General features: G+C 73.9%; 16 protein-coding genes. 5 read left to right on the top strand and 11 right to left on the bottom strand.

Annotation, left to right across the window (positions count from 1 at the left end; translation table 11 throughout):
- Window positions 1-117: 117 nt before the first annotated feature.
- The 3 genes from AB4039_RS29235 to AB4039_RS29225 all read right to left on the bottom strand — a co-directional run bounded on the left by AB4039_RS29235 (window position 118) and on the right by AB4039_RS29225 (window position 4,386).
- The gene (locus AB4039_RS29235; RefSeq protein WP_442272197.1) at window positions 118-327 is read right to left on the bottom strand and encodes a helix-turn-helix domain-containing protein; all 210 of its coding nucleotides are present in this window, start codon (window positions 325-327) and stop codon (window positions 118-120) included.
- Window positions 328-766: 439 nt separating this feature from the next.
- Window positions 767-2,464, bottom strand: coding sequence for an ankyrin repeat domain-containing protein (locus AB4039_RS29230; protein WP_442272196.1), 1,698 nt, complete (start codon window positions 2,462-2,464; stop codon window positions 767-769).
- 83 nt (window positions 2,465-2,547) lie between these two features.
- Entirely contained in the window at window positions 2,548-4,386 is a 1,839-nt protein-coding gene (locus tag AB4039_RS29225) for an AMP-dependent synthetase/ligase (protein ID WP_442272195.1), read from the bottom strand.
- Window positions 4,387-4,471: 85 nt separating this feature from the next.
- Here AB4039_RS29225 and AB4039_RS29220 point away from each other — a divergent pair, with 85 nt between their 5' ends.
- Entirely contained in the window at window positions 4,472-5,200 is a 729-nt protein-coding gene (locus AB4039_RS29220; RefSeq protein WP_442272194.1) for a MerR family transcriptional regulator, read from the top strand.
- Between the two features lie 10 nt (window positions 5,201-5,210).
- Window positions 5,211-5,885 carry a maltokinase N-terminal cap-like domain-containing protein gene (locus AB4039_RS29215; protein ID WP_442272193.1) on the top strand — a complete coding sequence of 225 codons (675 nt, stop codon included), beginning with the start codon at window positions 5,211-5,213 and terminating at the stop codon, window positions 5,883-5,885.
- 137 nt (window positions 5,886-6,022) lie between these two features.
- Here AB4039_RS29215 and AB4039_RS29210 read toward each other — a convergent pair whose 3' ends face one another.
- The 6 genes from AB4039_RS29210 to AB4039_RS29185 form a co-directional block, all read right to left on the bottom strand.
- Window positions 6,023-8,194 (bottom strand): 3-hydroxyacyl-CoA dehydrogenase NAD-binding domain-containing protein, encoded by a 2,172-nt coding sequence (locus tag AB4039_RS29210; protein ID WP_266843806.1) that lies wholly within the window; start codon window positions 8,192-8,194, stop codon window positions 6,023-6,025.
- 149 nt (window positions 8,195-8,343) lie between these two features.
- Complete coding sequence (locus AB4039_RS29205) at window positions 8,344-9,558, bottom strand: acetyl-CoA C-acetyltransferase (protein ID WP_266843805.1); 1,215 nt, start codon at window positions 9,556-9,558, stop codon at window positions 8,344-8,346.
- 27 nt (window positions 9,559-9,585) lie between these two features.
- Window positions 9,586-10,728, bottom strand: coding sequence for an acyl-CoA dehydrogenase family protein (locus tag AB4039_RS29200; RefSeq protein ID WP_266843804.1), 1,143 nt, complete (start codon window positions 10,726-10,728; stop codon window positions 9,586-9,588).
- Between the two features lie 13 nt (window positions 10,729-10,741).
- Window positions 10,742-11,767, bottom strand: coding sequence for an LLM class F420-dependent oxidoreductase (locus AB4039_RS29195; protein WP_266843803.1), 1,026 nt, complete (start codon window positions 11,765-11,767; stop codon window positions 10,742-10,744).
- Window positions 11,767-12,942: a CaiB/BaiF CoA transferase family protein gene (locus AB4039_RS29190; RefSeq protein ID WP_442272192.1), complete on the bottom strand. Its 1,176-nt coding sequence runs from the start codon at window positions 12,940-12,942 to the stop codon at window positions 11,767-11,769. The genes AB4039_RS29195 and AB4039_RS29190 overlap by 1 nt, the downstream gene beginning before the upstream one ends.
- Window positions 12,943-13,056: 114 nt before the next feature.
- Window positions 13,057-13,464, bottom strand: a complete 408-nt coding sequence (locus AB4039_RS29185) for an MmcQ/YjbR family DNA-binding protein (RefSeq protein WP_442272191.1) — start codon at window positions 13,462-13,464, stop codon at window positions 13,057-13,059.
- Between the two features lie 106 nt (window positions 13,465-13,570).
- Here AB4039_RS29185 and AB4039_RS29180 point away from each other — a divergent pair, with 106 nt between their 5' ends.
- Complete coding sequence (locus AB4039_RS29180) at window positions 13,571-14,770, top strand: saccharopine dehydrogenase family protein (RefSeq protein ID WP_442272190.1); 1,200 nt, start codon at window positions 13,571-13,573, stop codon at window positions 14,768-14,770.
- A gap of 116 nt (window positions 14,771-14,886) precedes the next feature.
- Here the strand turns inward: AB4039_RS29180 and AB4039_RS29175 are convergent, their stop codons facing one another.
- Window positions 14,887-15,564 carry an endonuclease V gene (locus tag AB4039_RS29175; RefSeq protein WP_442272189.1) on the bottom strand — a complete coding sequence of 226 codons (678 nt, stop codon included), beginning with the start codon at window positions 15,562-15,564 and terminating at the stop codon, window positions 14,887-14,889.
- Between the two features lie 25 nt (window positions 15,565-15,589).
- Between AB4039_RS29175 and AB4039_RS29170 the strand changes: the two genes are divergently transcribed.
- Window positions 15,590-15,889 carry a YciI family protein gene (locus tag AB4039_RS29170; RefSeq protein ID WP_266844153.1) on the top strand — a complete coding sequence of 100 codons (300 nt, stop codon included), beginning with the start codon at window positions 15,590-15,592 and terminating at the stop codon, window positions 15,887-15,889.
- A 184-nt stretch (window positions 15,890-16,073) separates the two neighbouring features.
- Window positions 16,074-16,568: a GNAT family N-acetyltransferase gene (locus AB4039_RS29165; RefSeq protein WP_442272188.1), complete on the top strand. Its 495-nt coding sequence runs from the start codon at window positions 16,074-16,076 to the stop codon at window positions 16,566-16,568.
- On the opposite strand, the gene AB4039_RS29160 is transcribed toward AB4039_RS29165, so the two are convergent.
- Window positions 16,549-17,634, bottom strand: coding sequence for a WD40/YVTN/BNR-like repeat-containing protein (locus tag AB4039_RS29160; protein WP_442272187.1), 1,086 nt, complete (start codon window positions 17,632-17,634; stop codon window positions 16,549-16,551). The genes AB4039_RS29165 and AB4039_RS29160 overlap by 20 nt on opposite strands.
- Window positions 17,635-17,661: the final 27 nt, after the last annotated feature.

Genomic DNA, 17,661 nt, shown 5'->3' with positions numbered 1-17,661 from the left:
TGGAGTGCGGCTGGAGACCGGCTGGACTGTGACGCCTGACGCCCCGCGGCCTGTTTCCGCTGGCCGGTTTGGCACGTACGGTGTGTCCATGCCGAAACTGAAGGCGTTAGGTTCCGCTTAGTCGCGCACGAGCTGCGCGAGGGGAACCCCAAGCGCGTCCGCGATGAGGATCAAGCTGTCCAGTCGGGGCGAGGCGTGTCCCTGCTCGATGCGGTTGAGGGTCTGCCTGTCGATCCCCGCCCGCAGTGCAAGCTCTTCCGTGGTGACATCAGCATCTTGCCGCGTCCCGCGGATGGCGTTGCCGACCCGTCTCCGGCGGGCAAGCACCCACTCTGGGGATCGTTCTGGCGGCACCGTTCAAAACTGGCCGCTTCATGATCGTTTGCCTGTACCGTGTACCGTACTTTTTGGAGAACCTGTAGCCCGTCCGGTGGATTTCGTTCGATCGACCGAATGTTCGCTTCAGGCCTTGAAAGCTTCACATTGCACGTGATTCGGTCGACCACCGAACCACCTTGATCACCGCTCCCCCCTGCCCGCAGCAGGGCGAGCGGAGCACCCGGCATACCCCACCCACGCCAGGGCTCAGCAACGCCCCGACCCCCGTCTCCGCAAAGACCAGGTCGGGGCGTTGTCATGCCCCCATGGGGCGTCATACATGTTTTTGGTTGGGAATCATCGGACCGCTACCCCCTGATCGGCTCCTGACCGGAGCCCCACGGGTGCCCGCCCCGGCGCGGGCACCCCTCCCCGGGCGGCCGTGCGCTCAGCCGTGCAGTGGGCCGTCCGCGGGTATCCCCACCCAGCGGCGTGGTGGCCCGAGCAGCGGGCCCGGGTCCGTGACGCGCAGGCCCGCCCGGTCGCAGGCGTAGGCGAGCGAACCCGTCCCGTACATGTCCCCGTACGGTCCCCACTGCCAGAACCGGTGCAGCCAGAACTCCTCCGGCGAGTCCTCCCGGGCCACGATGCCGATCTCCTCGCCGTACGCGGCGCCGCCGTCCACGGACAGGTGCCCGAAGGTGCCGCCCTTCGGGTTGAAGTAGACCCCGTACGCGCGTCCGCCCGGCGACACCGCGGCCAGCACGGACGCCGAGGACGCCAGGTGTCCGGCCGGGTGCGTCAGGACACAGCCGCCCGGCACCCCGCTCACCCCGACGAACCCATCGGCCCGGGGGCCGTACGGGTCGAAGCCGTCGGGGCCCGTCCCGTACGGTCCGGGCTCCGCATCCAGGTCCAGGACCGGGACGCGGTCCGGGTCCGGGTCCGCGCCCAGGCGGCGGATCACCTCCTCCTCGTCCACTCCGCCGACGAAGGCGACCGCGAGCCCCTCGGTGTGCACGCCCCGGAACACCCGCGCCTGCTCGTCGGCCGCCCGCTGCGCCGCCACCCGCTCGGGGCCCGGGAGCACCGCACCCGGCAGGTCCGCGAAGAGCGGGGCCAGCTCGGTGGTGAGCGCGAGGCTCCCGGGCGAGCGTCCCGCGACGCGGGGCGTCCAGGCGTCGGCTCCGGCCGCCAGCAGGGCCGCGGCGTTGTCGGCCCGGCCGTGGGCCACCGCGTGCCACAGCGGGGTCTCGCCCGACCCGTCGACCGCGTCGACGTCCGTGACCAGGCGGGCCAGTTCGGCGACCGACTCCTCGGCGCCCCGTCCGGCCACCCGGTGCAGCGGCCGCGCCTCGGCGTCCTCAGGGTCCGCCCCGCCGGCGAGCCGGGAGCGGATCAGCTCCGGGTCGCCCCAGCCCTCGTACCCCATCCCCTGCCAGTCGGCGCGGTCCGCTTCGGACGCGGGAGGCTCGACCTCGGGGAACCCCCGGTACTCCCCGGCCGACCCTGCCGACCCGGCGGCCCCGGCGGCCCCAGCGGCCGGCGGCTGCCGTCCGGGCCAGATCTCGACCGCCTCGGCGGCCGCGGCCCGCAGCCTCGTGGCGTCGAAGGCGGTCCGCGTCTCGGGGACGCCCGCGGCGGGCCACTCGGTCACCAGGAGCAGCTCGCCGTCCGGCGGCAGTTGCGACAGGTGCAGGTTCACCTGCTGGTGGAAGGTGCCGCCGGAACCGCCGAGCGCGGTGAGGACGGGTCTGGGCCCCGCGTCCGTGGGCGGGGGCGCCGGCCAGGCCGCCCCGTCCAGGGTGGTGACGCGGCGCCCGTCCGCCAGCAGCAGGCCGAAGCGCAGCCCGTCGGCGCCGGGCCGGGGGTGGCCCGGCCCGCGGAGGCCGTCCCGGGCGACGCGGCGCCGGAAGACCTCGACCCCGATCACCAGGGACCGGGGCCACACCTCCCACCCGGTCAGCACGATCCGGGTGTCGGGGCCGGACCCCACCACCACGGTCTGCGGGATCCGGGCCGGGACGAACCAGTCCGAGGGCGGATGACCTTCGTCCAGGGGTGGTTCGTAGGCACCGAGGTGCCATTCCTCCGGTTCGGCCGCCCGTGGCGGGTCCGGCACGATCAGCCCTTCGAAGAAGCTCATGGGCCGATCGTGGCACCCGCCACTGACAGCCGGTCAGGAACGGTGCCGGCGCGCGCCCGGGGCGCCGGCACGGGCCCCGCGCCCTACCGCGGGGGCTCGGGCGGGGCCTCGTAGAGCTCCTCGATCAGGGGGCCGTACTTCTCCCGGACCACCCGTCGGCGCAGTTTCAGCGAGGGGGTCAGTTCCCCGGTCTGCGGGCCCCACTCCTCGGCGAGCAGCCGGTACCGCTTGATCTGCTCGGTGCGGTTGAGGCGGGCGTTGGCGGCGGCCACCGCGCGGGCCGTCTCCTCCAGGACGGCCGGGTGTTCGGCGAGCTCGGCCAGGGAGCCGGTCCCGATCCCCCGGGCGGCCGCCCAGGCCGGGGCCAGTTCGGGGTCCAGGACCAGGAGGGCGACCAGGTAGGAGCGGCCGTCGCCGTGCACGAGGGCCTGGCCGATCAGCGGGTGCTCCTTGACGGTGTTCTCCACCAGGGCCGGGGAGACGTTCTTGCCCGTCGAGGTGATGATCAGTTCCTTCTTGCGGTCGGTCAGCCACAGGAAGCCGTCCTCGTCGAGCCGGCCCACGTCCCCGGTGGGGAACCAGCCCTCGGCGTCATGGGCGCTCTCGACCGTCCCGTCGGGGCGCAGGTAGCCGTCGAAGACGGTGGCCCCTCGGGTGAGGATCTCCCCGTCCTCGGCGATCCTCAGCTCCAGCCCCTCGATGGGGCGGCCGACCGAGCCCAGCCGGAAGGCGTCCCGCCGGTTGACGGTGCACACGCCGGAGGTCTCGGTCAGCCCCCACGCGTCCATGATCGTGATCCCCCAGCCCGCCCAGAAGCGGACCACGTCGATCGGCATCGGCGCGGTGGCGCTGGCCGTCCACACGAGCCGGTCCAGTCCGGCCATGCGGAGCAACGGGTCCAGCACCCGCTCCTTCGCCTCGGCGTACGCGGCTTCGAGCGCGGCCGGCACCTCCTCGCCGCGCTCCCGGTGGCCGGCCCTGGCGCGCGCCAGGGCGCCGGCCCCCTCGATGGCCCGCTGCTGCTCGTCGGGCAGCCCGGCGAGGACGGCCTTGACGGCGGCGGCGAGCTTCTCCCACACCCGGGGGACCCCGAAGAACTGCACGGGGTGGCGTTCGCGGACCGCGGCGGCCACGGCGGTGGGGTCGGCGACCAGCCGGACGTGGGCCGCCCGCAGCAGCGGCAGGTAGATGCCGAGGATCCGCTCGGCGATGTGCGCGAAAGGCAGGTAGCAGAGGTGCTCGGCGTGTTCGGGCAGGTCCGTGTCGCGGTCGAGCCGCACCGACTGGAGCAGGATGTTGCGGTGGGTCAGCCGCACGCCCTTGGGGTCGCCGGTGGTGCCCGATGTGTAGACGACCGTCAGCGGGTCCTCGGGGCGGGTCTCGCGCCAGCCCTTCTCGAAGGCGTCGGCCCGGTGCAGCCGGGCACCGCCCGCCCGCACGGACGCGTACGTGGGGTGCGGCCCCGCCTCGGCGGCCTCGGCGACCACCAGCCGCTCCAGGGGCGCCGTGGGGTCCCGCAGCAGCGGCTCCCAGCGGGCCAGCTCGCCGGCGCCCTCGACGACCGCCACCCGGGCCCGGCTGTGGCGCGCTATGTGGGCGATCTGCTCGGGCGCCGATGTTCCGTAGACGGTGACGGGGACGGCGCCGAGGTGGACGAGCGCCAGGTCGCTGAGCCAGTGTTCGGGCCGGTTGCCCATCATCAGCAGGACGTGTTCGCCGCGCTCGACGCCGAGGGCCGCGTAGCCCGCGGCGAGGACGGCGACCTCGTGGCGGACCTCGCTCCAGGTGAGGGTGCGCCAGTCGGCGGCCCCCTCGCGCCAGGAGAGGGCGGGCAGCTCGCCGTGCTCGGCGGCGTTGCGGACCAGCAGGGCGGGCAGGGTGAGTTCTTCGGGTCGTCCGGGCAGTCGCAGGTTCGTGGTCATGGGCAGCTCCTGGCCGTTTCACATCGTTGGTGCGACAGCAATACTGTTGAACCCAAGCTGTGGAGCAGAGAGCGAGGAGCGGACGATGGCCGACCGGGCGACCGAGCCGATGCTCACCGTGGACGAGCTGGCGTCCCGGGCCGGTGTCACCGTCCGCACCGTACGGTTCTACAGCACGCGCGGGCTTTTGCCCCCTCCCGTGATCGGCCCCCGTCGGGTGGGCCACTACGGACCGGAGCACCTGTCCCGGCTGGCGCTCATCGAGGAGCTCCAGCACCAGGGCATGACCCTCTCGGCGATCCAGCGCTACCTGGACGCGCTCCCCGAGGACCTGAGCGCGCACGATCTGGCCATCCACCGGGCACTGGTGGCCACCTGGGCCCCGGACGCGGCGCGGGAGTTCTCGCGGGCGGAGCTGGAGAAGCGGGCCGGGCGGAGCCTGTCGGACACCGACCTGGGCCGGCTCGCCGCGATGAACGTGCTCGTGGAGGCGGGCGAGGGGTTCCGGGTGGACGTGGGGCTGTTGCGGCTCGGGGTCGCGCTGCTGGACGTGCCGATCGCGCACGGGACGATCCTCGCGGCCCGCACGGTGCTGATGGAGCACGCGCGGACGGCGGCGCACGAACTGACCGCCCTGTTCCGGGACGAGGTGTGGGGACCGTTCACCGAGGGCGAGAGCGATCCGGAGCGGGTGGAGTCGATGAAGGCGCTGTCGGCGCACATGCAGCCGATGGTGGTGCAGGCCCTGGTGACGGCGTTCCAGCGCTCCCTGAAGGCGGAATTGCGTGCGGCGTTCGCCCCGGAGGGAGGGTAGGTTCGCGGCCATGGCAGTCATCCACCGCACCACCCTGACCCCGACCAAGCTCGAACTCCTCGCCGAATGGATCCCCTTGAGGTCCTGGTACCGGGGCACCGGGGACGTCTCGCGGCTCGCCCGCGCGGGCGGGTTCCGCCTCGACGACCCCGAGGGCGAGGTGGGCATCGAGTTCATGGTGGTCACCGACGCCTCCGGGGACGGGCCGGTCGCCTACCTGGTCCCGCTCACCTACCGCGGGGCCCCGCTCCAGGACGCCGGGGACGGGCTGGTCGGCACCCTGGAACACGGGGTGCTGGGTACGCGCTGGGTCTACGACGGCGCCCACGACCCGGTCCTGGTGGAGCGGCTGGCGGCGCTGCTCGCGGGCCGTGCCGCGGCGCAGGCACAGAGCGAGAGCGACACCCCCGACCCGACCGTCGAGGTCCTCGGCGGGCCGGCGGGCGTACCCGGGTCCCTGACCGGGGCCGGGAAGGTGACCGACTCCGCCGAGGCCACCGTCATCGGGGTGGGCCCGGCCGGCGGACCGGGACCCCTCTTCGACCTCACCCTGTCCCGCGTGCTGCTCGCCGGTCCCGCCGCCGGCGGGAACGGGCTCCTGGGCCAGGTGCTGGCCGGCTGGACCGACCCGGACGGCGCCGCTCGGCGCGGGGTGTTCGCCGCGCTGGGCGCCCCCGGGCACTGAGACGGCGCCGGCACGGCCCCGAGGCCCCGCCGGCACGGCCCCGGGGCCGCTACGTCGCCCGCCCTGAGGCCGCTACGTCGCCCGCCCCGGGCCCGCCTCGCGCGCGGGCCCGGGGCGGGCGTCCGTGGCGGCCGCGCTCAGTCGGCGTAGGTCTCGCCGCGTTCGGCCTTGGCCACGAGGGAGGCGGGCGGGGTGAAGCGCTCGCCGTAGGTGGCGGCCAGCTCGCGGGCGCGGGCGACGAAGCCCGCCGGGCCGCCCTCGTAGCCGTTGATGTACTGGATCACGCCGCCGGTCCAGGCCGGGAAGCCGATGCCCATGATGGAGCCGATGTTGGCGTCGGCGATCGAGGTGAGCACGCCCTCGTCGAGGCAGCGGACGGTGTCCAGGGCCTCGGCGAAGAGCATCCGCTCCTTCATGTCCTCGAAGGGGATGCTGGCGTCCGGCTTGGCGAAGTGCTCGCGCAGACCGGGCCAGATCCGGGTCCGCCGGCCCGACTCGTCGTACTCGTAGAAGCCGCCGCCGCCGCTGCGGCCGGGGCGGCCGAACTCGTCCACCATCCGGTCGATGACCGTGTCGGCGGGGTGTTCGGTCCAGGTGCGGCCCTCGGCCTCGAAGGCCTTGCGGGTCTCGTTGCGGATCTTGCGCGGCAGGGTGAGGGTGAGCTCGTCCATCAGCGAGAGCACCTTGGCCGGGTACCCGGCCTGGGCGGCGGCCTGCTCGACGGAGGCGGGCTCCACGCCCTCGCCGACCATGGCCACGCCCTCGTTGATGAACTGGCCGATGACGCGCGAGGTGAAGAAGCCGCGCGAGTCGTTGACCACGATCGGGGTCTTGTTGATCTGGCGGACCAGGTCGAAGGCGCGGGCGATGGCCTCGTCGCCGGTGCGCTCGCCCTTGATGATCTCGACCAGGGGCATCTTGTCGACGGGCGAGAAGAAGTGCAGGCCGATGAAGTCGGCGGGACGCTCCACGCCCTCCGCCAGCCCGGAGATCGGCAGGGTGGAGGTGTTGGAGCAGAGCAGCGCGTCGGGCGCGATGACGTCCTGGACCTCCTGGAACACCCTGTGCTTGAGGGCGGTGTCCTCGAAGACGGCCTCGATGACGGCGTCGCAGCCCGCCAGGTCGGCGGCGTCGGCGGTCGGGGTGATCCGGGCCAGCAGCTCGGCCCGCTTGGCCTCGGTGGTGCGGCCCCGGGAGAGCGCCTTGTCGAGGAGCTTCTCGGAGTACGCCTTGCCCTTGGCGGCGGCCTCGGGGGTGACGTCCTTGAGGACCACCTCGATGCCGGCGCGGGCGCAGGAGTAGGCGATGCCCGCGCCCATCATGCCGGCGCCGAGGACGGCGACCCGGTTGACCTTGCGGGGCGCGACGCCCTGCGGGCGGCTGCGGCCGGCGTTGACGGCCTGGAGGTCGAAGAAGAACGCCTGGATCATGTTCTTGGCGGTCTGGCCGGTGACCAGCTCGGTGAAGTACCGGGCCTCGATGGTCAGCGCGGTCTCGAAGTCCACCTGCGCGCCCTCGACGGCACAGGCCAGGATGTTGCGGGGCGCCGGGTACGGGGCACCGTTCAGCTGCTTCTTGAGGTTGGCCGGGAAGGCCGGGAGGTTGGCGGCGAAGCGCGGGTTGGACGGGGTGCCGCCGGGGATCTTGTAGCCGGGCACGTCCCACGGCTGCTTCGACTCGGGGTTGGCGTCGATGAAGGCGCGGGCCTTGGCGAGCATCTCCTCGGGGGTGGCGGCCAGTTCGTGCACGAGGCCGTTGTCGAGGGCGCGCTGCGGGGTGTACTGGGTGCCCTGGAGCAGGACCTTGAGCAGCGCGTCGGCGATGCCCATCAGGCGGACGGTACGGGTGACGCCGCCGCCGGCCGGGAGCAGTCCGAGGGTGACCTCGGGCAGGCCGATCTTGGAGCCGGGCGCGTCGAGGGCGATCCGGTGGTGGGAGGCGAGGCAGATCTCGTAACCGCCCCCGAGGGCGGCGCCGTTGACGGCGGCGACGACCGGCTTGCCGAGCGTCTCGATCCGGCGCAGCGAGCGCTTGATGGCGGTGCCGGTCTCGAACGCGAGGCCGGCGTCCTCGGGGCGCAGCCGGATCATGTCCTTGAGGTCGCCGCCCGCGAAGAAGGTCTTCTTCGCGGAGGTGTAGATGATGCCCCGGATGGAGTCCTTCTCGGCCTCGGCGCGGTCGGCGATCGCCGCGATGGAGTCCTTGAAGGCCTGGTTCATGGTGTTGGCGGACTGGTCCGGGTCGTCGAGGACCAGCGTGACGATGCCGGTCTCGTCCTGTTCCCAGCGGATGGTGCGGGTCTCGGTCATGGGGTGGGTCTCTCCGTGGAAGTCTGGTTCGGCGGGGCCGGGCGGAAGGGGCCGGGCCCGGAGGGGGCCGGGAGGGTCCGGCTCGGGCGCACCGCGCGGCGGTCGGGCCCGGTGGCCGGGCCTTCGCCGCGCCGTGCGGCCGGGACGGCCTACAGGCGTTCGACGATGGTGGCGACGCCCATGCCGCCGCCGACGCAGAGGGTGACGAGCCCGTAGCGCTTGTCCTGGCGCTCCAGTTCGTCCACGACGGTGCCGAGGATCATGGCGCCGGTGGCGCCGAGCGGGTGGCCGAGCGCGATGGCGCCGCCGTTGACGTTGACCTTGTCGAGGGACAGGCCCATGTCCTTGACGAAGCGCAGCACGACGCCGGCGAAGGCCTCGTTGATCTCGACCAGGTCGATGTCGTCGATGGTGAGCCCGGCCTTGGCGAGGGCCTTGCGGGTGGCCGGGGCGGGGCCGGTGAGCATGATGGTGGGCTCGGAGCCGGAGACGGCCGCCGAGACGATCCGGGCGCGCGGGCGCAGACCGTGGCGTTCGCCGGCCTCGCGGGATCCGATGGCGACGAGGGAGGCGCCGTCGACGATGCCGGAGGAGTTGCCCGCGTGGTGGACGTGGTCGATCTTCTCCACCCAGTGGTACTTCTGCAGCGCGACGGCGTCGAAGCCGCCGAGGTCGCCGATGTCGGCGAAGGAGGGCTTCAGCTTGGCGAGGGTGTCGGCGGTGGTTCCCGGGCGGACGAACTCGTCGTGGTCCAGGACCACCAGGCCGTTGCGGTCGGTGACCGGCACGAGAGACCCGGCGAAGCGGCCGTCCTTGATGGCCGTCGCGGCGCGCTCCTGGGAGAGGGCGGCGTACTCGTCGACGTCCCGGCGGGAGAAGCCCTCGATGGTGGCGATCAGGTCGGCGCCGATGCCCTGCGGGACGAAGTTGACGTCCCAGTTCGTCATCGGGTCGTTGAACCAGGCGCCGCCGTCGGAGGCCATCGGGACCCGGGACATGGACTCCACGCCGCCCGCGAGGACCAGGTCCTCCCAGCCGGAGCGGACCTTGGCGGCGGCCAGGTTGACGGCCTCCAGGCCGGAGGCACAGAAGCGGTTCTCCTGGACGCCCGCCACGGTGTCCGGGAGGCCGGCGGCGATGGCCGCGATGCGTGCGATGTCGGAGCCCTGGTCGCCGACGGGGCCGACGACGCCGAGCACGATGTCGTCGATGCCGGCGGGGTCCAGGCCGGGGTTGCGCTCGCGCAGGGCGTGGATGAGGCCGACGACCAGGTCGATCGGCTTGGTGCCGTGCAGGGCGCCGTTGGCCTTGCCGCGGCCGCGCGGCGTGCGGATCGCGTCGTACACGTACGCTTCGGTGCTCACTGGTCAAGCCTTTCTGAAGGTCCGGCGTCAGCCGAGGAGGGAGCGGCCGATGATCTCTTTCATGATCTCGGTCGTGCCGCCGTAGATGGTCTGGATGCGGCCGTCGGTGAAGGCACGGGCGACCCGGTATTCACTCATGTAGCCGTACCCGCCGTGCAGTTGCAGGCAGCGGTCGGCGACGCGCTTCTGGAGTTCCGTGGCCCACCACTTGGCCATCGAGGCGTGGACGTGGTCCAGTTCGCCGTTCGCGTGGTCGGTGATGCAGCGGTCGAGGAAGGCCCGGGTGACCGCGCACTCGGTGGCCATCTCCGCTATCTCGAAGCGGATGTGCTGGAGCTTGGCGAGGGGTCTGCCGAAGGCCTCGCGCTCCTTCACGTACTGCGTGGTGATCTCCAGCAGGTGTTCGGCGGCGGCGATCGCGGCCATCGCGATGCCCATGCGTTCCTGCGCGAGGTTGGTCATCAGGTGGACGAACGCGCCGTTCTCCTCGCCGAGCAGGTTCTCCTTGGGGACGCGCACGTCGTGGAAGAAGAGTTCGGCGGTGTCCTGCGCCTTCTGGCCGATCTTGTCGAGGTTTCGGCCGCGCTCGAAGCCCTCCGTGCCCCGCTCGACGACCAGCAGGGACAGGCCGTGGGCCCCGCCCTCGGGGGTGGTCTTGGCGACCACGATCACGAGGTCGGCGAGGATGCCGTTGGAGATGAAGGTCTTGGAGCCGTTGAGCAGCCAGTGGTCGCCCCGGTCCTCGGCACTGGTGCGGATCCCCTGGAGGTCGCTGCCCGCGCCCGGCTCGGTCATCGCGATCGCGGTGATGGTCTCGCCGGAGCAGAAGCCGGGCAGCCAGCGCCCCTTCTGCTCCTCGGTGGCCAGCGAGGTGAGGTAGGGGCCGATGATGTCGTTGTGCAGGCCGATGGCGAGGCCGGGGGCCCCGGCCCGGGTGAACTCCTCGGCGATCACGGCCGCGTAGCGGAAGTCGGGGTTGCCGCCGCCCCCGTACTCCTCGGGCACGGCGAGGCCGAGGAGGCCCTGGCGGCCTGCGGCCCGCCAGGCCTCGCGGCTGACGATGCCGTCCTTCTCCCACTGGTCGTAGTGCGGCAGCACCTCCTTGTTCAGGAAGGTGCGGACGGTCTCGCGGAACGCCTCGTGGTCGGCGTCGAAGATACGGCGTTGCATCGGTCCGGTCCCCCTAGAGCCAGCTCTTGACGGTTTCGATCAGCCGGGCGGGCTCGGGGCCGACGGGCGTGACGTTGAGCATGGTGACGCCCGCCTCCCGGAACGCCTCGACGCGCTCGCGCACGTAGCCCTCGGGCCCGCACAGGGTCATGAGCTCGCAGAACTCGTCCGGGACGGCGGCAGCGGCGTCGCGCTTGCGTCCGGCGAGGTAGAGCTCCTGGATCTTGCGGGCCTCCTCGCCGTACCCGTAGGCGACGGCGAGGTCGTTGTAGAAGTTCTTTCCGGGCGCGCCCATGCCGCCGACGTACAGGGCGATCTGCGGGCGGGCGAGGTCCCGTGCGGCGGCCGCGTCCTCGCCGATGGCCAGCAAGCCGCCCGCGACCGTCTGGAGCGGGCCCAGTTCCGGCGGCCTCTTGGCCGTCCCCTCGGCGAGCGGGCCGCCCCACACCGCGGCGGCCTTCTCCGGGATGAAGAGGGTGGGCAGCCAGCCGTCCGCGATCTCGGCGGTCATCCGCACGTTGGCCGGGCCGAGCGAGGCGATGTAGACGGGAACCGCGGAGCGCACCGGCCGGGTGAGGATCTTCAGGGGTTTGCCGAGCCCGCTGCCCATCGGAGCCGGCAGCGGCATGTCGGTGATGCCGTGGTGGTCGATCGTCTCGCGGCGCCACACGCGCCGGCACAGCTCGACGGTCTCCCGGGTCCGGCCGAGCGGCCTGTCGTACGGCTTGCCGTGCCAGCCCTCGACCACCTGCGGCCCGGAGGCGCCGAGGCCGAGCAGCGCCCGGCCGCCGGAGAGCGCGTCCAGTCCCGCGGCGGTCTGGGCGATGAGCGCCGGGGTGCGGGAGTACACGTTGAGGATGGCCGAGCCGATCTTCATCCGCTCGGTGCGGGCCGCAAGGTACCCCATGATGGTCGGGGAGTCGAAGCCCCAGGCCTCGGCCACCCACACGGCGTCGAGCCCGGCCGCCTCCAGCGCCGCGGCCTCGTCGGCGGCCCTGCGGGGATCGCCCGCGTAGTCGAGCAGCATGGACAGTTCCATCAGGCGCCCTCGCCCTTTCCCGTTCCGGTTCCGGCTTCCGTCGCTGTTCCCGTCGCCGTTCCCGTCAGGCCCGGCACGTCCCAGTCCCGGGCCACCGCCGCTGTGTCGGCGCCCGGCCGGGCGGGGCCCGCGGTGACGGCGGCCGGGGTCGCGGAGAACCGGGGCGCCGGGGCGGGCTGGGTGATCCCGCCGAAGTCGGTGAAGGTGGCGCGGGCGGCGAGGTGCGGGTGGTGCGGCGCCTCGCGCAGGGAGAGCACGGGGGCCACGCAGGCGTCGGTGCCCTCGAAGACCTCGGTCCACTCGGCGCGGGTACGGGTCCTGAAGCGGGCGGCGACGGCCTCGCGCAGCGCGCCCCAGCGGGCCGGGTCCTTGCGGGCGTCGGCCTGGTCCCCGATGCCGAGGAGTTCCACGAAGGTGTCGTAGAACTGCTGCTCCAGCGCGCCGACCGCCATGTACCCGCCGTCGGAGGTCTCGTAGGTGCCGTAGAAGGGGCAGCCGCCGTCGAGGAGGTTGGCTCCGCGCCGGTCCTGCCAGCCGCCGGCCGCGACCATCCCGTGGATCATGGCGGTGAGGTGGGCGGTGCCGTCGACGATCGCCGCGTCCACCACCTGACCGGTGCCCCCGGGGGTGCGGGCGTGCTGGAGGGCGGCGAGCACGCCGATGACGAGGTAGAGGGAGCCGCCCGCGTAGTCGCCGACCAGGTTGGCGGGTACGGCCGGGGGCCCGTCCGGGTCGCCGATCATGCCGAGGGCGCCGGTGACGGCGATGTACGCGATGTCGTGCCCGGCGGTGTGGGCGAGCGGGCCCTCCTGGCCCCACCCGGTCATCCGGCCGTAGACCAGCTTCGGGTTGCGGGCGTGGCAGTCGGCGGGGCCGACGCCGAGCCGCTCGGCGACCCCGGGGCGGAAGCCCTCGATCAGTACGTCGGCCCGTTCGGCCAGTTCCAGCACGCGGGCGGGGCCGTCGGGGGACTTGAGGTCGAGCACGACGGAGCGCTTGCCCCGGTTGGTGATGTCGAAGGCCGGGTCGATGCCCAGGGCGCCGCCGCCGGGCCGGTCCACGCGCACCACGTCCGCGCCGAGGTCGGCGAGGACCATCGCGGCGAACGGTCCCGGTCCGATGCCGGCCAGTTCGACGACGCGTACTCCCGCGAGCGGGCCTGCTGTCACTGCCATCGAGCCCCCAGCATCCTGGTGTGCGCGTCCGCGGCGCCTGCGCATGTGTGTGACACAACTGATGTAACACCAGAGATGCTAGGAACGTGTTCCACGCAGCACAAGAGCAAGCGCTTAGTCGATTTCCCGCGTGGCCGGTTCCGGCCTCCGGGCCGCCAGTTCCCTGACGTGCCGCTTGAGGGCGACGGTCCGGTAGCTCTCCTCCACCCATTCGCACAGCACCTCGGCCGACGGAGCCCCCTTCTCCCCCAGCGGTACGGATACCCAGCCCGCCCTGCCGAGCCCGTACCCGGTGGGGGCCGCCCCGGGAGCGGTCATCGCGTGCCCGTGCAGGGCCTCGTCCTTCAGCTTCACGGACAGGCCGGGCGGCTCGGGGCCGTCCGCGTTCCCCAGGAAGACGAAGATCTTCTTGTTGACCTTCACCACGCCGTCCTCGGGCCCCCAGGGATGCTCCTCCACCGCCTCGGGCAGCCCGAGGGCAAACGCGCGCACCTTCTCCCACTTGCGCACCGCAGCCTTCATCGACGCTCCTCCTCACCGCCGGTCACACCGGCCCGTCACCCGCTCGCACGGGCGGCCGACCCCCACGCTAGCCTCAGCCACCGATACCAGCTGGGAGGAGCGGTTCATGAACGAGCACGTCCGGCGGAGCCGACCGCAACGGGCCTACGACATCGTCCTCTTCGGCGCCACCGGGTTCGTCGGGGCACTGACGGCCGAGTACCTCGCGCTGCACGCCCCGGCCGGTCTGCGGTGGGCGCTCGCCGGCCGCGACCTCGGCAAACTGGAACGGCTGCGCGAACGGCTGGCCGCCCTCGACCCGGCGTGCGCCCGCCTGCCGCTGGTGCGGGCCGACGCCGCCGACACCGGCGCCCTGCGCGAACTCGCCGCCTCCACCGCAGTGCTGGCCACCACGGTGGGCCCGTACATCTGGTACGGGGCCGAGCTGGTCGCGGCCTGCGCCGAGGAGGGCACCGACTACGTGGACCTCACCGGGGAGCCGGAGTTCGTCGACCGGATGTACGTCGCGCACGACGCGCGGGCCCGGGAGACGGGGGCGCGCCTGGTGCACGCCTGCGGGTTCGACTCGATCCCGGCCGACCTGGGGGCGTACTTCACGGTGCGGCAGCTGCCCGCCGGTGTGCCCCTGCGGGTGGACGGCTTCGTCCGCTCCAACGCGCTGTTCTCCGGCGGTACGCTCGCCTCCGCCCTGACCGCGCTGGGCCGGGGCCCGCAGACCCTGGCCGCCGCCCGCGCCCGCGCACTGCACCAGCCGCGGCTGCCGGACCGCCGGGTACGGGGTCCCGTGGGCGCCCCGCGCTTCAGCCGGGAGACCGGGACCTGGGCCCTGCCGCTGCCCACCCTGGACCCGGCCGTCGTGGCCCGGTCGGCGGCGGCCCTGGAGCGGTACGGGCCGGACTTCCGCTACCGGCACTACGCCTCCGTGCGCCACCTCCCGGTCGCCATCGGCGGGACGGCGGCCATGGGCGCGACGGTGGCCCTGGCGCAGGTCCCGGCCGCCCGGCGGTGGCTGATGGGCCGCTGGGAGCCGGGCAGCGGGCCCGACGCGCAGCGCCGCGCGCGCAGCTGGTTCACGCTCCGGTTCGTCGGCGAGGGCGGCGGGCGGCGGGTCTTCACCGAGGTGTCGGGCGGGGACCCCGGCTACGGGGAGACCGCCAAGATGCTGGCCGAGTCCGCGCTCTGCCTGGCCCAGGACGCCCTGCCGGAGCGGGCCGGGCAGCTCACCACGGCGGTGGCGATGGGCGACGCCCTGCTGGACCGGCTCCAGAAGGCGGGGATCCGCTTCCGGGTGGCCGACGCGCGCTGACGCACCGTCCGTCCCCGCCCCGGGACCTCGGCCGGGGGGGGCCGCGCAGTCCCCCGGGCGGACCTGAGCGGGACCGGCGGAGCGTGCGGGCCCGTCCGGCGCCCGGCGGCCGGTCGTCAGGAGGCCTCGCGCAGGGCGCGCCGGCACAGCGAGTCGGCGCGCCGGGTGGTCTCGGGGATCCGGTACGCGGGGCTCAGGGCGAGGGCGTGGGCGCAGGCGTTGTCCAGCGAGACCCGGTGGCCCACGGACACGTACACCGGCTTGACCCCGTCCCGGGTGCGCAGCGCCCGCCCGACGACGGCGCCGTCGGGTGCCAGGAGCGCGGAGGAGTCGCCGCGCCGGGCGCCCGGTTCCTCGTAGGAGAAGGTGAACGGGTTCTTGGCGACGCCCATGCTCGGCAGCCCGGTGACCACCCCGAGGTGGCAGGCGAGGCCGAAGCCGCGGGGGTGGGCGAGGCCGTAGCCGTCGCAGACGACGAGGTCCGGGGCGACCGCGAGGGCGTCGAGGGCGGCCAGTACGGTCGGCAGTTCGCGGAAGGCCAGCAGCCCGGGTACGTACGGGAAGCTCACGTGCCCGACGGCGGTCGCCTCACCGACGGGCTCCAGGGTGGCGGCGTCGAGGACGACGGCCGCGGCGGCGACCAGGTCGCGCTCGTCGTCGTAGGCCACGTCCACTCCGGCGATCAGTCCCCGGCCGGGGAGCGGGCCGGGCTCGTCCAGCACGACCCGGTCGCGGAGTTCGTCCTGTATCGCTCGGGCCTCGGCCTCGTCGGCGGGGGTCTTCACAGTCGTCATGGAGTGCGAGAGTAGCCTGGCGATCATGTTCGTCATGGAGCTCACCTACACCGCGCCCGTCGAATCCGTCGAGGAAGTGCTCGACGCCCACATCGCCTGGCTGGACGGCTACTACGCGTCCGGCGTCTTCCTCGCCTCGGGCCGCAAGGTCCCACGCGAGGGCGGGATCATCCTGGCCGCGGGCGTCTCCCGCGCCGAGGTCGAGAAGATCGCGGCCGAGGACCCCTTCACGGTGGCGGGCGTCTGCGCCTACCGCATCACCGAGTTCATCGCCACGAAGACCTCCTCCGACCTGGCCGCGGTCCGCGAGACCCTGCCCGCCTGACGCTCCCCACCCGCCCGTCCCACCCGGCCCGACCCCGGCCGCCCGGCCGGCCCCGGACCGGGCCCGCTCCGCCCGCTCGGCCCTCCGCCGTCCCGGGGCTGGTGGCGGGCCGGTCCGGCGCGTGCGCCGACCGGTGAGGGCGGTTCGTTCCCGTATCCCTCCCCGACGCACCGGAGGTACCGCCATGCAGCCCCGTCCCGCCGAGGTCGCGGACATCCCCGAACTGATACGCCTGCGCGCCGTCGCACTCGACTCCCTCGGGACCGACCCCGGCCCCGGTGACGCACCCTGGCGGAAGGCCGCCGACGGCTGGTTCCGGGAGCGGCTGACCGGCCGGTCCGACATGTACTGCCTGGTCGTCGGCGGTGCGCCGGGCGAGCCCCTGCTGGCCGCCGGGATGGCCTGGGTCACGTACCACCTGCCGAACCCCCGACAGCCCGACGGACGGCGCGGCTACCTCGACGGGATCGTCACGGACACCGCCGCGCGCGGGCGGGGCCACGGCCGCCGGATCGTCGACGCCCTCGTCGACCGGATCGGCGACCTGGGCATCCACCACGTGCAGCTGCACGCGAGCGCCGACGGGGAGCCCGTCTACCGGGCAGCCGGGTTCACCGCCGGCCGCTACCCGGGCATGGACCTGTTCATCGGGGACCCGCTCACCGGCCCGGAGTCCTGAGCACCTCCAGCCGGGCCACCCGCCCCTTCTCCCCCGCCGCCCAGCAGCCGCCGTCGGCCGTGCAGTCGACGGTGTCGTAGGAGCCCGCGTCCAGGGTCCGCCAGGTGCGGCCCGCGTCCGTGGTGACGTCCGTGCCCGTCGGGCCCACCGCCAGCGCGGTCGAGCGGCCGTACGGGAACCAGGCCGCGCCCGAGCGGTAGGCGGGCGGCGGGGTGGCCGCCCGGCTCCAGCCCCGGCCCGCGTCGGCGGTGCGGGCGGCGGCCTGCGGCGAAGCCTGGCCGGCGCGGTAGTCGCCGCCGACCGCGAGGCCCGTCGTACGGTCGCGGAAGGCCAGGGCGAAGACCCCGCGGGCCGGGTCGCCGGCCGGGACGGTGGAGTCGGCGGCCCGCCAGGTCAGCCCCCGGTCCGAGGAATGCAGCACCCGGGCGACCGGGCCGCCGCCGGTGGCCAGCCAGACGTCGCGCGGCCCGGAGGCCACCAGGCACTGCCCGCTCGCCGCGAAGGCGGCCTCGCCCGGCAGGGCCGCCGGCATTCCCGTGTCCGGCAGCACCCGCCAGCTGCGGCCGCCGTCGTCCGTGGCCAGGATGCGGAACTTCCCGTCCACCGGGTCGCTCATCGCCAGTCCGTGCCGGGCGTCGAAGAAGGTGAGGCAGTCGTAGAAGGCCCCCGGATCGGGGTTGCGGAAGGTCTCGGTCCAGGTGGCACCGCCGTCCTCGGTGCGCAGCACCCGCGAGGCCTCGCCCTCGCCGATGGACAGGGCGACCGCCCGCCGCGCGTCGAAGGCCTCGATGTCGCGCAGCTCCAGCCCCTCGGCGACCGCCCCCGGCGGTGACACGTCCTGCCAGCTGCGGCCGCCGTCGCCGGTGCGCAGGACGGTCCCCTTGGTGCCGGCCACCCAGGCCGTGCTGCGGCTGACGCCCGCGAGCCCGCGGAACCGGGCCTCCTTGCCGGTCGCCTTCAGTGCCCAGCCGGCGCCCCGTAATCCGCCACCGGGGGTGTCTCCCGCCCCGGTGTCCGCCTGCGCCGGCGCGACGGCCAGCCCCACCAGCAGGGCTGCCGCGCACATGCCAACTCCCAGAAGTCTCATGGCGCG

The organism is Streptomyces sp. M-16 (assembly GCF_052114405.1).
GTDB lineage: Bacteria > Actinomycetota > Actinomycetes > Streptomycetales > Streptomycetaceae > Streptomyces.
The sequence above is the reverse complement of the archived record's forward strand: the minus strand, read 5'-3'. Positions and strand labels throughout refer to the sequence as shown.

Excerpts from the sequence above, each read along its gene's own strand:
- AB4039_RS29195 (WP_266843803.1), bottom strand. The coding sequence starts at position 11,767 with ATGGAACTGTCCATGCTGCTCGACTACGCGGGCGATCCCCGCAGGGCC.
- AB4039_RS29220 (WP_442272194.1), top strand. The coding sequence starts at position 4,472 with ATGGCCGACCGGGCGACCGAGCCGATGCTCACCGTGGACGAGCTGGCG.
- AB4039_RS29160 (WP_442272187.1), bottom strand. The coding sequence starts at position 17,634 with ATGTGCGCGGCAGCCCTGCTGGTGGGGCTGGCCGTCGCGCCGGCGCAG.
- AB4039_RS29230 (WP_442272196.1), bottom strand. The coding sequence starts at position 2,464 with ATGAGCTTCTTCGAAGGGCTGATCGTGCCGGACCCGCCACGGGCGGCC.
- AB4039_RS29175 (WP_442272189.1), bottom strand. The coding sequence starts at position 15,564 with ATGACGACTGTGAAGACCCCCGCCGACGAGGCCGAGGCCCGAGCGATA.
- AB4039_RS29180 (WP_442272190.1), top strand. The coding sequence starts at position 13,571 with ATGAACGAGCACGTCCGGCGGAGCCGACCGCAACGGGCCTACGACATC.
- AB4039_RS29185 (WP_442272191.1), bottom strand. The coding sequence starts at position 13,464 with ATGAAGGCTGCGGTGCGCAAGTGGGAGAAGGTGCGCGCGTTTGCCCTC.
- AB4039_RS29215 (WP_442272193.1), top strand. The coding sequence starts at position 5,211 with ATGGCAGTCATCCACCGCACCACCCTGACCCCGACCAAGCTCGAACTC.
- AB4039_RS29165 (WP_442272188.1), top strand. The coding sequence starts at position 16,074 with ATGCAGCCCCGTCCCGCCGAGGTCGCGGACATCCCCGAACTGATACGC.
- AB4039_RS29210 (WP_266843806.1), bottom strand. The coding sequence starts at position 8,194 with ATGACCGAGACCCGCACCATCCGCTGGGAACAGGACGAGACCGGCATC.
- AB4039_RS29200 (WP_266843804.1), bottom strand. The coding sequence starts at position 10,728 with ATGCAACGCCGTATCTTCGACGCCGACCACGAGGCGTTCCGCGAGACC.
- AB4039_RS29225 (WP_442272195.1), bottom strand. The coding sequence starts at position 4,386 with ATGACCACGAACCTGCGACTGCCCGGACGACCCGAAGAACTCACCCTG.
- AB4039_RS29170 (WP_266844153.1), top strand. The coding sequence starts at position 15,590 with ATGTTCGTCATGGAGCTCACCTACACCGCGCCCGTCGAATCCGTCGAG.
- AB4039_RS29190 (WP_442272192.1), bottom strand. The coding sequence starts at position 12,942 with ATGGCAGTGACAGCAGGCCCGCTCGCGGGAGTACGCGTCGTCGAACTG.